Genomic DNA, 14205 nt, shown 5'->3' on the forward strand with positions numbered 1-14205 from the left:
ATGAAATGGAATTCATTAAAGGCTCAGACCTTGGCAGCATCAACGCTGTTCATGTCAGGTATGGTCATGGCTGGTCCAGATCTTGGGGCTGCTGAACAGCAACCGACCAACTGGCATGCCATTATCATGTTCGTGATTTTTGTTGCTTTCACTTTGGTGATTACCAAATGGGCAGCGAAACAAACCACCAGTACCACGGATTTCTATACTGCCGGTGGGGGGATCTCAGGTTTCCAAAATGGTTTAGCGATTGCTGGTGACTATATGTCTGCCGCATCCTTCCTCGGAATTTCTGCACTGGTTTTTAGTTCAGGTTTTGACGGTTTGCTTTATTCACTCGGTTTTATGGTGGGTTGGCCAATCGTATTGTTCCTGGTGGCTGAACGTCTGCGTAACTTGGGTAAATTCAACTTATCTGACGTGGTGTCTTTCCGTTTGGCAGAAAAGCCGGTACGTACTTTGGCAGCTGTGAGTTCACTTGTGGTTGTTGCGTTCTACTTAATTGCTCAGATGGTTGGGGCAGGTCAGCTCATCAAACTGCTTTTTGGTTTGAACTACAACATTGCTGTTGTCATCGTTGGTCTATTAATGATGGCTTACGTGATTTTCGGCGGTATGCTGGCAACTACTTGGGTACAGATCATTAAAGCGGTGATGTTACTTTCAGGCGCGACCTTTATGGCATTTATGGTCATGAAAGGTGTGGGCTTTAGCTTCACTGAAATGTTTGAACAATCGATTCAAATCTTCTCTAAAGTACATGATGTAAGTTTGGCAGAAGCCGGCAATATTATGGGGCCAGGTAAATTAGCAGCCAATCCTCTAGATGCTATTTCACTCGGTCTAGCATTGATGTTTGGTACTGCAGGTTTACCACATATCTTGATGCGTTTCTTCACCGTAAAAGATGCTAAAGAAGCTCGTAAGTCAGTAGTTGTTGCAACTGGTTTCATTGGTTATTTCTACCTTTTAACTTTCATCATTGGTTTTGGTGCGATTCTTTATGTATCGAATAATCCGCAATTCCTTGATGTGGCGAAAATGGCAATGACCGGCAAGTTAGAACTTGTTGGTGGTAACAACATGGCTGCGGTGCATTTAAGTGATGCGCTTGGCGGCGACTTGTTCATGGGCTTCATTTCAGCAGTGGCATTCGCAACGATTCTTGCTGTGGTTGCAGGCTTGACCTTGTCGGGTGCTTCAGCAATTTCACATGACTTGTATGCAAACGTATTCAAAAAAGGTCAAACGACGCCTGAATCTGAACTTCGTATGTCAAAAATTGCGACTCTAGGTCTTGCAATCTTTGCGATGATTTTGGGTATTTTATTCGAGAAACAAAACGTTGCCTTCATGGTTGGTTTGGCATTCTCGGTGGCTGCATGTGCCAACTTCCCGGTACTTGTACTTTCAATGTTCTGGAAAGGTTTAACCACGCGCGGTGCAGTGATTGGCGGTGTTGTAGGTCTGGCTCTTGCAGTACTCTTGATTGTTCTGTCTAAAGCAGTTTGGGTAGATACCTTAGGTATTTCTGATACACCAATTAATCCGTTTAATGGTCCTGCAATCTTCGCTATGCCATTGTCGTTCTTCTGCTGCTGGTTGTTCTCTGTGACTGATAACTCAGCACGTGCACAAGCAGAACGTAAAGCATTTGACGCACAGTATGTTCGTTCACAAACGGGTATTGGGATCTCTGGAGCGTCGGATCACTAAGACTCAAAATTGAACCGATAAAAAAGTCCCTGCGGGGACTTTTTTATTGTCTCAAGATTGATGATGTGCTTGATGAATAAGCTCTTGTTTCAAATTTAATCGGTTTATTTAAAGCTGATTTTTATTTTTTTGCTTCATAGATTCAATGTTTAAAATTCAATTTAGAGTATTGATGAATCAATTTCTTGATGATTTTCATACAAATGTGTTGCTAGGATTGTGTTCAATTCATGCTAATTTTATTAGATGAAAATAAAGAAAAATCCCTGATAAACAAAAAATAGTCATGTCTTGGAGTAATGAATGCAGGCGTTTATTCATGTTTGGAAGATTTTCCGCTTATTACCTTCAGCCTGGCTGATCTTGTTGCAATTTTTCATTTTAATATTATCTGTAGCCGTCAATTATAGTATGACCTATCGGACTTTGACTTGGCTTTTAGGGGTATTGGTTTTATTGGTGATTGCCAAAGTTATTCGACAAACACCGATGTTTACATTTTTAGGCTTAAGTTTTGTGGGTGGAGCCGTCGTTTTTTCTTCACTGAGTTTATTGGGTATAGATCATCCAATGATTCAAGTAACAGCGCATGGTTTCGAGGCTGCAGCCTATTTTAGTGCTGCATATGGTTTATTGCGTTATATGTTTGAAGACCGTTATTTAACTATAGATGAACTGTTTGCGGCAGGTGCGGTATTTACGTTGCTTGCTTGGGGTTTTGCCTTTTTATATAACATTTGCCAGCTTTTGGTTCCGGGCAGTTTTTACAATTCAAATATGACTGGTTTACACAGCTGGTTGGATTTATTGTTTTTAAGTTTTAGCTTGCAGTCAGCAACGGGTTTATCTGACTTAATGCCAGTGAGTGCACCTGCACGGGTGTTGGCCATGTTGCAAATGTTCTGTGGTGTGATGTACCTGGCGCTGATTGTTTCACGGTTAATTGCGCTGCAATATATTGCGCATTTACCTAACCGGGATAAAACTAACAAATAAAATCAAGTTTTTATTATGTTACAGGACGGTAACTGCTTTATAGCTAACATTAATTTATGATGCGCCTGAGTTTTTTATGTAGTTCTACTTAAATCGTCTTTTATTTATCTTCGATAAATGCTTTGTTTGACCAATAGGTCTATCACATTAATTAAAATATAAACTGGAGGATATATGCCTTCCAAAAATCCATCCTGGTTTGCAAATGTCAATCCAAATGTGTTTTTAAGTACGGTGGCTATTATTGTCATCTTCTTGGCAGTAGTGGTTTTAGCCCCCAATTCATTTGAGCTGATTACCAAACATCTCAATCAGTGGGTTACGGATTCTTTTAGCTGGTTTTACGTATTATCGGTCGCAATATTCCTTATTTTACTGATTTATATTGCGCTATCGGATATGGGTAAAATTAAACTGGGTCCTGATCATAGCCAACCCAGTTATAGCAATGGTTCCTGGTTTGCCATGTTATTTACGGCAGGCATGGGGATCGGGTTGATGTTCTTTGGGGTCGCCGAACCGGTCATGCATTATGTGTCACCCCCAGAAGGTGCGGGTGAAACGATTCAATCTGCACAGCAGTCTATGCGTGTGACTTTCTTTCATTGGGGCTTTCATGCCTGGGCAATTTATACTGTCGTGGGATTAGCACTGGCTTATTTTGCTTATCGCCATAATCTGCCACTAAAAATTCGTTCTGCGTTATATCCGATGATCGGTCAAAAAATTCATGGCCCAATTGGAGATGCAGTGGATACCTTTGCCACCATCGGGACAGTTTTTGGTGTCGCTACCACCTTGGGCTTTGGGGTTACACAAATCAATTCCGGGCTGAACTATCTGTTTGGAATTCAGCAAGCGCCCACGACTCAAGTGATCCTGATTATTGTGGTCAGTGCCATGGCTTCGATGTCGGTATTTTTAGGCTTAGATAAAGGGATTAAACGGCTATCTGAACTTAATTTAATTCTGGCGCTAATTTTATTGCTGTTCGTATTTTTTGCCAGTTCTTCGATCTATTTGCTACAGACCACCATTCAAAATGCCGGGCAATATGTCTCAAATTTATTCGCGATGACTTTTAATCTCTATGCCTATCAGCCCAATGGCTGGATTGGCGGCTGGACCATTATGTATTGGGCATGGTGGATTTCATGGTCGCCATTTGTGGGAATGTTTATTGCCCGGGTATCCAAAGGACGCACTATTCGTGAATTTATTGTGGGTGTTTTGCTGATTCCGACCGGCTTTACCCTGATCTGGATGGGTTTTATGGGAAATGCCGCGTTATATAGCATTCTCCATGAAGCGAATCATTCTCTGGTTCTGGCGGTGCAACGAGATTCATCGGTCGCATTATTTGAGTTCTTGCACAGCTTGCCTTTTTCAAGCGTTATGAGCTTACTGGCAACATTTTTAGTGATGCTGTTTTTTGTGACTTCTGCGGATTCGGGTGCACTGGTGACCGATTACTTAACCGCAAAATCTGAAAATTCTCCTACTTGGCAAAGATTGTTTTGGACCGTACTGATGGCAGTATTGGCGATTGTTCTATTGTTAGTAGGCGGATTAGGTGCATTACAGTCAGCCACCATGATGAGCGCCTTGCCGTTCACTTTTATTATGCTGTTTATTTGTTGGGGTTTATTAAAAGCCTTGCGTTTAGACGTCACCAAAATGAATGCATTACAAGAGGCACGCATTACTCCACGAGCAATCCAAAACCCACGCAGCTGGCAGCAGCGTTTAGGTTTAATTATGCATTATCCGCATACTGAAGCAGAAGTGAAACAGTATATTGAAACTGAAGTATCCAAGGCCTTCCAAAGTGTGCAAAAGGAGTTTCAACGGCGTAAGTTGACGGTGAGGATTGCTTCGATTGCTGATGGCTTGGAATTGAGAGTCGATCATCATGATGAAATTAATTTTATCTATCAAGTGGTGATACGAGAAACGGTTCCACCGAGCTTTATGCCAGAAATGACTGCGAATGAAGTGACCTATTATCAAGCGGAAGTTTTTTTAAGAGAAGGTGGTCAGAACTATGATGTGATGGATTGGACTTCAGATGATTTATTGCAAGATATTATTGATCAATATGAACGTCATTTACATTTTTTAAGTTTAGTTCGAACATCTGAATAAAGCTAGAAAATAAAAAAGGACGCATAAAGCGTCCTTTTTTGAATTCTTTTTCTAATTAAAAATTAGAAGCGGAATTTAGCATTTACGCCAACAGTTTGAGTATCAAGAGCAACTTCTTCGGCATTTGCATTTACGTAAGAAGCGCCAACTGCAACAGCAGGAGTAATGAAGTAATTTACATTTGCGCCCCAAGCGTTATCTGGAGTACCAGCAAAGCTAGATTCAGCGTAAGAAGCACCAACGCTTAATTTAGGAGTTACATAAAGGTCAGTTTTTAACTGGTAAGCCGTGTCATCACCATAAATGATGCCAGACTCAAAACCGATTGCCATATTCGTGTCATCGATCGCACCCACATATTTAGTACGTGCAGTAATTGCATCTTGATCTTGACCGATTGTTGCAGTTTCAGCAACAGATTTAGCAATCCCATTACCCATTACATTAAACGCATCTACAGCAGCTTGGTCAGCAACGTTAGTATAACCAACAGCCATTAAGAAGTTTTTAGTAGCAAAAGCACCAAGTTCTAATGCAAAACGGTCGCCGTTGTTATCGTTAACAGCTGCATTTTTAGAATCAAGGATGGTATGGCTATAAGAAGCACTTGCGTATGCAGGAACAAATTTAGTAGGAATGAAAGCTTCAGCTTTAGCACCAAAGTTATGTGCTACAACATCAATACCATTTGAACCTAACTCGCCGTAATTATAAGCAACAGAAATGTTAGACGCTTGGTTTAAGAAAGCTGCTTCAGCCAATGGGCCTTTAGAAGAATCGACATCTTTAAGGTAATAAGTACCTTGAACACCGCCAGTAAAATCTTTGTCATTTGCTGTAGTGTCGATGTACTCAGATTGACCTTGTACTTCGAATTGGTATGCTTGAGCACCGGTCATGGCTAATAATAAAGCAGTGGCTAAACCGAGTTTTTTCATAATAGTTACCAGTTCTGTTAAAAATGGATTAAACAGCAGGCATTGTATTGTAACAAAACATTAAGTCAATGAACTAAAACAACATTATTTTGTTGAGGTTTTGTTCTAAATAATATGAATGGTTAATTAATAGACTTATATTTTTTTGTGTATCAACTAAAAAACTTTTTCAGAACAAAAGAATATGTGCATTTAAGCAACTTATCCTTCTTGAAATGAAGAAAATTCAAATGAATCTTTACAATGTTAAATTAGATTAACTTTTATATTTCAATTGTAAAAAACAATTTATGAGTGTGGGTATAGCGTCAACTAATTATCATATTTGTAATATTTTCTAGATTAAAACAATAAATAAAACTTTAAATAGATATTTTTTGTTTAAAAAATCAACATTCTAATGAAGAATTTGCGGAAGATTTCACATTTATCTGTGATTATTGTGATGAAATTAAATCCATACTGTTTCTATAGGCTTTACTTATTTAGTATTTTTTACCATAATCTATCTATCAAGTCGTATTACATTGAAATAATGTGATCATGATCTGATTCTCCATAAATAAGTTTTGTTTTTATATGCCCAGCTTTCCCCAAGGTTGGGCTTTTTTTTTGCCTGAGCTCAGTGGGTTTAAAATGAATCCTGATATTCAATCAAGAAACTGTCCAAATATTCGCTCCCCGTTCAAATCCAAAAAAGATTAATTTTTCTTTTCCATAGGTATTTATTGCCAAGTTTAATGTTTTAAAAAGTTTATTTGTAAATGTTGCCACTTTATTTGCCTTATTTTGGTGCAATAATCATTTGAATTTCATTTCAGTGAGTAATTTTAAGCAATAAAAAACCCCAGTTTTCAAAGAAACTGAGGTTTTTTAGCCAAAATCTCAGGTAAATCAAAGATCCTGCTGAGGAATGATTTTGATATGCCCTAATTCAGTGCATTATGCACTTGTTTGTAGCATGTGTAAATATTTTCTTACATCTGTTATAAAAATATTTTTAGATATGCCTAATCCATACAAAACGGGTTCGGGAATTTGATAAAAATAAAAGATTAGCTCACTCGAGATTTTTAGATGAAACAGGGATTATTCTACTTGGGTTGCTTAATGGCCTTGATGCAATTAACGGCTTGCCACCTGCAAACAGAACAGAATTTTAAGCATGTCGTGATCAAACCCGTCTCTGAAGTCACATCTGTACGATCAAAAGATATTGCCACATTATTAAATCAAGCCAATAAACAAGCAGTCTTTACGACTTACGATGGTCTCCAGTTGAATCATTATGGAAATGCTTTAACCCGTGCCAAGCATTCCTATATTCCAGCTTCAACGTTTAAGATGTTAAATGCCTTGATTGGCTTGCAGCATCATAAAGTGAATGCAACGGAAATCTTTAAATGGAACGGTCAGAAACGTAGTTTTGCTGCATGGGAAAAAGACATGACTTTGGGGCAAGCCATGCAGGCTTCCGCAGTTCCGGTTTATCAGGAGCTGGCTAGACGGATTGGGCTGGACTTAATGCAACAAGAAGTACATCGTGTCGGTTTTGGAAATCAAAATATTGGTCAACAGGTGGATAATTTTTGGCTGGTGGGTCCTCTGAAAATCACCCCTGAACAAGAAGCGAAATTTGCTTATCAGCTTGCAACAGAGCAATTGCCTTTTGATGCTGCTATACAAAAACAAGTGAAAGAAATGCTTTTTATTGAGCGTCGAGGGAATACAAAACTATATGCGAAAAGTGGGTGGGGAACAGATGTTCATCCACAAGTGGGCTGGTATACCGGTTGGGTTGAGCAGCCCAACGGACAGATTACTGCTTTTGTTTTAAATCTGGAAATGCATGACACTGATGATGCAGGCGAGCGCAAGCAACTCAGTTTAGATATTTTAGATAAACTGGGTTTGTTGTTTTATCTTAATTAGTTGCAAGCAGATAAAAAATCAAAATTTGAAACTAATATATAAATATGACCTGTTATCACAAAATATTATAAGCAACTGATAAAAGGTATAAATTTACTAAAATTGGTTAAATTTTGTCATTAAATATTAAAATAATGTAATATATACGATTGTATTGTAAGCATAACCTGATGATGATTAGCCAGCTGTTTCTGTGTGGAGCGTACTGAAATTATGTATAAATTACGTTCGAAGCATATTAGTCAGCGGCTTTTTTTGTCGATGATCATCATTATCCTTTCATTACTTTTTCTTTCTGTTCCCTTAATTGTTAGTAGTTATCAGAGTTATCAAAAGGCAGATCGTGCCTTAATTGAAATTTCTGCACTACGTGCAGTTGCAGATTTATCCAATAAAGTTTCACGCGAGAGAGCACCTGCCAATAAGGTGATGTCGAGTAACGCTGATGAATTAGCGGAAAATTTGAAAGAATTGCATGCGCATCGAAAAGAAGTCGATTTACAGATTGAGCGAACCCTACAGATTTTAGAAGCAGCGGGCTTTTCTGCGCAGGTACGCGGCTTATTTTCCAATTTAAAAGTGACTTTACATCAAGGTCGTCAAGCTATAGATGCTTATGCTGCTTTGCCCCGATCTGAACGGACTTCAAAACAGCTGGATAATGCGATTAAGCAAATGTTCACGGCTTGGGATAGTTGTCATGACATTTTAATAAATGTATTGGTACAATCTGAAGCTGAAAGTACGGCTGTTTCTGAATACTACACCCTGATTTTAATTCTGGCAGATTTACGCGATCAGGCAGGGCGAATTGCCTCAAATATCATCGCATCCATTACTTTTTCAGAAAAAATATCTGCGGATAATCTAGCTCGATCATTACAGACTCAACATCAAGCCTATTATTTATGGGACTTGGTCAATACCCTACAACCTGAACAAGCTAAAACTCCAGAATATTTAGCTTTGCATCAACAAGTAAAGGCGCAGTTTTTAGATCAAGGTATTCCAATCATTACGCGTTTAATTAATGAAAGCATGCACAATCAAGCATATTCATTGACTGGTACGCAATTGACAGAAGTAATGGTTGATAAATTCTTAACCGTGGTAAATTTGCAAACCTATATTTTGGATTACAGTGTCAGCATTGCTCAAAACCAAAAAAATCAAGCACAGCAACAATTTATCCTAACGTTATTGGTTGCGGTAATTTGTCTGGTTACGGCATGTTTTACCATGATCTATGCGCGAAATGGGGTGTTTAAACCTTTGCTTAAAGCCAAAAATAGCATTCTTCGTTTGGCACAGCATAAAATTACAGATCATGAGTATGAAGATTCACCTACTGATCCAATCACTTTGCTCGATGCAATTAAAAAGTTAAAACATGTGCTAGAGCAACGAGATGCTTTAGAATTTCAGCTCAGAAACATTGCCAATACCGATACTTTAACCGGTGTATCCAACCGTTTGGCTTTGGATGAATATATTAAATATGTGGAAAAGAAACCTGAAAAATTCACTCAAACTGGCTTAATTATTTTCGATATTGATGATTTTAAACAGGTAAATGATACGTTTGGACATATTATTGGCGACGAAGTTATTCGGCTGGTTGCGGAAAAATTACAATTTTGTGTGTGTACTTCAAATTTAATTGTACGTTATGGCGGTGATGAGTTTTTGGTATTAATCGAGCAGGTTGATTTTAAGGATGCTTGGAGCATTGCGAATAAAATTCTTGAAGAAATTGGCAGTTCCGAACTCTACATTGCCGAGATCAATCAAAATATTCAGATTTCGGTAAGTGCAGGTGTGGCGGTTGGTGCAGCATCGTGGATAGCATTATTGGAAAAAGCCGACAAGTCTTTATTTCAGGCCAAAGAAAATGGCAAAAATAAAGTAGTGGGGTGAGAAATTAATATTTAAAACACTAGAATAAAAGAACTGATTCTATATTCAAGTAATCAGTTCTTTTTTTGGAATTATTACAATTTATCAAAAATAGATCCAACAGATGGCATAAATAATTTTTGATACATCTTTGTAGCATAATTATCTGTCATTCCTGCAATAAAATCACATATTTCCCGATTTTTATTATCGGAATTCAAAAATTGTTCATAAGTGTTTTTAGGTAATAATCGTTTAGGATTTGCTTGTAATACTTTAAATAACTCTAAGACAATTTTTTGGCCTTTATACTCAAGTAATTGTACCTCTGGCGATTTGACCACAATTTCAAAGACGAAATTTTTCAGAGTATCTAATATTGTTTTGATATTTGCAGGTAATTGGGCTTGATAACTTAAAAGTGGGTGATCGAATTCATTGTTTTCATCAATGTAAATGTTTTGTACAAGTAAGCGTACTAATTTACTAATAGCATGTTTTCGTGAATTTTTATCACCTTTAAAGAGCAAATTACTTAATTCATCAGCAGAAGCTAATTTAAGAATTTTAAAAGAATTCTCATCTAAATTCTTCTGCATAATTTGATGAACACTTTCAGAACCTTTATTTAATAGTTTTTCATCATGCCAAGAATCTTTAGTAATTAATTTTAATGCAACAGCATCTTCGAGATCATGAATGCCGTAAGCAATATCATCTGCTAATTCCATAATAGATGTATCAAATGATTTATATAATGTTTTGTGATGCTTGATGTCAGCTCGGTTGCTTAAATCATCATTTAATTGAATCTGATTTTTTGAGATAGATTGGTATAAATTTTTATCATTAGCACTAAATGGTTCTAAAGCCCAACGTAATATATTTTCTTCTTCTTTGTGAATACATTTAGGTGGCTTATAAGTATCTAAATTGAGTGTATCTGATGATTCTTGAAGTTTTTCAAATTCTGTATTAAATAGGTTAGTGTATATAGAAGGATATTTAATTAATCCTAAAACTGTTCTACGAGTTAGATTTAAACCATATTTCGAATCAAATTCTCCTAATTTTGAAACAATTCTTAAAGTTTGGCCATTACCTTCATAGCCACCATAGGATTGCATACAATAATTAAGAGCAACTTCACCACCATGCCCAAAAGCTGGATGGCCAATATCATGAGCTAGACAAATAGCTTCAATTAAATGTAATGAGGGAATCCATTTTTCAAAAGATTCATTTTCATATTTATTTCGCAGCCGTTCGCAAATACCAGAACCAATTTGAGCCACTTCCATAGAGTGAGTAAGGCGAGTTCGATAAAAATCACTGTCACCAAGACCGAGAACTTGAGTTTTTGCTTGTAAACGTCGAAAAGAAGCACTATGTATAATTCTTGCTCTATCTTGAGAGTAAGGGGAAGCAAAACCATTTTCAGATTTTGGTGGGAATTCTTGGTAACTTAGGCGTTCTTCCCAAATGGAAAAATCAATATTTCTATTCATTATTGAGTATGATAAAAGTAAATTAATTTAATTTTATCATACTCGTAATTTTAATTTTTTTATTTCAACAACGGCTTCAAGAACTTCGCTGTATGTGAAACTTTAGATTTCGACATTTCTTCAGGTGTACCTTCAGCAATAATCATACCGCCACCGGCACCACCTTCAGGACCAAGGTCAATCACCCAATCGGCCGTTTTAATTACATCCAGATTGTGCTCAATGACTATAATGGTATTACCCTTATCACGCAGCTGATGCAGAATATCGAGCAACTTGGCGATATCATGGAAATGCAGACCAGTGGTTGGTTCATCTAGGATATATAAGGTTTTACCTGTATCTCGCTTGGCCAATTCACGTGCCAGTTTTACACGTTGTGCTTCACCGCCTGAAAGGGTGGTCGCAGACTGACCTAAACGGATATAACCCAAACCGACATGAGTCAAAGTCTCTAAACGACGGTGAATCACGGGAATGGCTTCGAAGAAATGCATGGCATCTTCAACAGTCATACCCAAAACATCAGAAATGTTTTTGCCTTTATAACCAACTTCTAACGTTTCACGGTTATAACGGTCACCATGACAGGCATCGCAAGGCACGTACATATCCGGTAAGAAATGCATTGCAACCTTAATCATGCCATCGCCTTCACAGGCTTCACAACGACCACCTTTCACGTTAAACGAGAACCGACCCGCGGCATAACCGCGTGCTTTGGCTTCAGGTGTTTGCGCAAACAATTCACGAATCGGGGTGAACAAACCGGTATATGTTGCAGGGTTGGAACGTGGCGTACGTCCAATCGGGCTTTGGTCGATATCCACCACTTTATCAAGGAACTGTAAGCCATCAATCGAATCAAATTTTTCAGCCGTTAAGGTGGTTGCACCATTCAATTGCGTTGCCGCAAGCGGTAATAAGGTACGGTTAATCAAGGTCGATTTACCTGAGCCCGAGACACCGGTGACACAGGTCATCACGCCTAAAGGAATGGTTAAATCAACATTCTGCAAGTTATGACCTGCTGCACCCATCAACTTGATTTTTTCTTCCGGTTTTGGCGGTTGAATTCGGACTTTCGGCACTTCAATTTTTAACTTACCTGATAAATACTGTCCAGTAAGCGAGTCGGGATTTGCCAAAATTTCTTCATACGTCCCTTCGGCAATAATATGTCCGCCATGCACACCCGCACCTGGGCCAATATCAATAATGTGGTCAGCGGCACGAATCGCATCTTCATCATGTTCAACGACTAAAACTGTGTTTCCTAGGTCACGTAAACGAACCAGAGTTTCCAGCAGACGGTCATTATCACGCTGATGCAAACCAATTGACGGTTCATCTAGCACATACATCACTCCCATCAAGCCAGCACCAATTTGCGAGGCCAGACGGATACGCTGTGCTTCACCACCCGATAAGGTTTCGGCAGAACGCGAAAGACTTAAGTAGTTCAAACCGACAGAAACTAGGAAGTGCAAACGCTCACGAATTTCTTTAAAAATCTTGTCGGCAATTTCACCTTTGGCGCCTTCAAGGTTTAAATCCTGATAATAATCTTCAGCATCGCCAATCGACATTTTGGTAATCTGTGCGATGGTTTTGTCTTTAACCCGGACGTTACGTGAAATTTCATTCAGTCGCGAGCCATCACAGGCATCACAGGCTGCATTAGATAAATACTGCGCCAAATCATCACGAACATAATTCGATTCAGTTTCACGGTAGCGACGTTCCAGATGCGGCAAAATCCCTTCAAAAGGAATAACCCGATTATGTTTACGGCCCCGTTCATCAATATAACTTAAATCAATTTTTTCTTTGCCAGTTCCATAAAGGAATTTCTTTTTGGTATCGGCATCCAGTTCATTCCAAGGCGTATCTAAAGAAAAGCCAAAATGTGCTGCGACTTTTTCAATCATGCTGTAGTAATACGGACGTTGTCTGTCCCAACCACGAATCGCGCCTTGGCTAATTGAAACTTCATTGTTTGGAATCAGTTTTTCAGCACTGAAATGACTGCGTGTACCTAAACCATCACAGACCGGGCAGGCACCAAATGGATTGTTGAAGGAGAATAAACGCGGTTCAAGTTCGGCTACAGCTCGGTCGCATTCAGGGCAAGAATGCTTGGCAGAAAATACACGATCTGCCTGTTCATCTTTCATCCACGATAAAATCGCGATGTCGCCACCTAAACGCAGCGCAGTTTCAAAAGATTCGGCAATGCGGTTACCCAAATCATCACGCACTTTAAAGCGGTCGACCACTACTTCAATGGTATGTTTTTTCTTTTTATCCAGTTCAGGTGGAGTGTCAATATCAATCACTTCACCATCTACACGCGCACGGACAAAACCCTGACTTTGCAGTTGTTCAAACAGATGGGTATATTCACCTTTACGCTCACGTACCACAGGTGCAAGCAGCATTAAAGCGGTGCCTTCCTCCAAACCTTTAACCGCATCCACCATTTCTGAAATGGTTTGTGCCACCATCGGTAGATCATGTTCAGGACAATATGGTGTTCCGACACGGGCATATAAAAGACGTAAATAGTCGTAAATTTCGGTGATTGTTCCCACAGTTGAACGTGGATTGTGACTGGTTGATTTCTGTTCAATTGCAATTGCCGGGCTTAAACCTTCAATAGAATCGACTTCTGGTTTTTCCATTTGCGAAAGGAACTGACGTGCATAGGCAGACAGTGATTCCACATAACGGCGCTGACCTTCGGCATATAAGGTGTCAAATGCTAAGGAAGATTTACCAGAGCCTGAGAGTCCCGTAATGACCACGAACTTGTCGCGTGGAATATCGAGTGACACATTTTTTAAGTTATGGGTACGTGCGCCTCGAATACGGATATGACTTTGGCTCATAAAACATCTCGGTAATGTGCAAATTGAAGGTTATATATGATAGCGATTTAATTTTGTTCAAGCTGAATAAAATCGTTTTTTAACGACATAATGTGTCGGCTGAATGAATTTAGTTAAATTTTATAAGACTGTAGCGGGCTTTAGTGAGACTCACAAGTCTGAATAAGTTACTTTTAATGTGAA

General features: G+C 38.7%; 8 protein-coding genes. 5 read left to right on the plus strand and 3 right to left on the minus strand.

Annotated elements, in window-relative coordinates; all coding sequences use genetic code 11:
* The 3 genes from AC3CAU_RS03920 to AC3CAU_RS03930 all read left to right on the plus strand — a co-directional run bounded on the left by AC3CAU_RS03920 (position 1) and on the right by AC3CAU_RS03930 (position 4857).
* Positions 1–1716, plus strand: coding sequence for a cation acetate symporter (locus AC3CAU_RS03920; RefSeq protein WP_131215336.1), 1716 nt, complete (start codon positions 1–3; stop codon positions 1714–1716).
* A gap of 303 nt (positions 1717–2019) precedes the next feature.
* Complete coding sequence (locus AC3CAU_RS03925) at positions 2020–2712, plus strand: ion channel (RefSeq protein WP_424620173.1); 693 nt, start codon at positions 2020–2022, stop codon at positions 2710–2712.
* A 174-nt stretch (positions 2713–2886) separates the two neighbouring features.
* Positions 2887–4857 carry a BCCT family transporter gene (locus AC3CAU_RS03930; RefSeq protein WP_447053761.1) on the plus strand — a complete coding sequence of 657 codons (1971 nt, stop codon included), beginning with the start codon at positions 2887–2889 and terminating at the stop codon, positions 4855–4857.
* 62 nt (positions 4858–4919) lie between these two features.
* On the opposite strand, the gene omp33-36 is transcribed toward AC3CAU_RS03930, so the two are convergent.
* Positions 4920–5795 carry a porin Omp33-36 gene (gene omp33-36, locus AC3CAU_RS03935; RefSeq protein ID WP_131215326.1) on the minus strand — a complete coding sequence of 292 codons (876 nt, stop codon included), beginning with the start codon at positions 5793–5795 and terminating at the stop codon, positions 4920–4922.
* A 1077-nt stretch (positions 5796–6872) separates the two neighbouring features.
* Here omp33-36 and blaOXA point away from each other — a divergent pair.
* The gene (blaOXA, locus tag AC3CAU_RS03940; RefSeq protein ID WP_447053760.1) at positions 6873–7727 is read left to right on the plus strand and encodes a class D beta-lactamase; all 855 of its coding nucleotides are present in this window, start codon (positions 6873–6875) and stop codon (positions 7725–7727) included.
* Between the two features lie 213 nt (positions 7728–7940).
* On the plus strand, positions 7941–9644 hold the full coding sequence (locus AC3CAU_RS03945) for a GGDEF domain-containing protein (RefSeq protein WP_447053759.1): 1704 nt from the start codon (positions 7941–7943) through the stop codon (positions 9642–9644).
* A gap of 74 nt (positions 9645–9718) precedes the next feature.
* Here AC3CAU_RS03945 and AC3CAU_RS03950 read toward each other — a convergent pair whose 3' ends face one another.
* Both AC3CAU_RS03950 and uvrA read right to left on the minus strand, forming a co-directional pair.
* The gene (locus AC3CAU_RS03950; RefSeq protein WP_447053758.1) at positions 9719–11131 is read right to left on the minus strand and encodes an anti-phage deoxyguanosine triphosphatase; all 1413 of its coding nucleotides are present in this window, start codon (positions 11129–11131) and stop codon (positions 9719–9721) included.
* Between the two features lie 59 nt (positions 11132–11190).
* Positions 11191–14022, minus strand: a complete 2832-nt coding sequence (gene uvrA / locus AC3CAU_RS03955; RefSeq protein WP_447053757.1) for an excinuclease ABC subunit UvrA — start codon at positions 14020–14022, stop codon at positions 11191–11193.
* Positions 14023–14205 lie beyond the last annotated feature (183 nt).

The sequence above is a fragment of the Acinetobacter sp. GG23 genome (assembly GCF_057766365.1).

Bases quoted from the DNA above. Each gene is read 5' to 3' on its own strand.
- AC3CAU_RS03930 (WP_447053761.1), top strand. From the start codon at position 2,887: ATGCCTTCCAAAAATCCATCCTGGTTTGCAAATGTCAATCCAAATGTG.
- AC3CAU_RS03925 (WP_424620173.1), top strand. From the start codon at position 2,020: ATGCAGGCGTTTATTCATGTTTGGAAGATTTTCCGCTTATTACCTTCA.
- AC3CAU_RS03920 (WP_131215336.1), top strand. From the start codon at position 1: ATGAAATGGAATTCATTAAAGGCTCAGACCTTGGCAGCATCAACGCTG.
- blaOXA (WP_447053760.1), top strand. From the start codon at position 6,873: ATGAAACAGGGATTATTCTACTTGGGTTGCTTAATGGCCTTGATGCAA.
- uvrA (WP_447053757.1), bottom strand. From the start codon at position 14,022: ATGAGCCAAAGTCATATCCGTATTCGAGGCGCACGTACCCATAACTTA.
- AC3CAU_RS03945 (WP_447053759.1), top strand. From the start codon at position 7,941: ATGTATAAATTACGTTCGAAGCATATTAGTCAGCGGCTTTTTTTGTCG.
- omp33-36 (WP_131215326.1), bottom strand. From the start codon at position 5,795: ATGAAAAAACTCGGTTTAGCCACTGCTTTATTATTAGCCATGACCGGT.
- AC3CAU_RS03950 (WP_447053758.1), bottom strand. From the start codon at position 11,131: ATGAATAGAAATATTGATTTTTCCATTTGGGAAGAACGCCTAAGTTAC.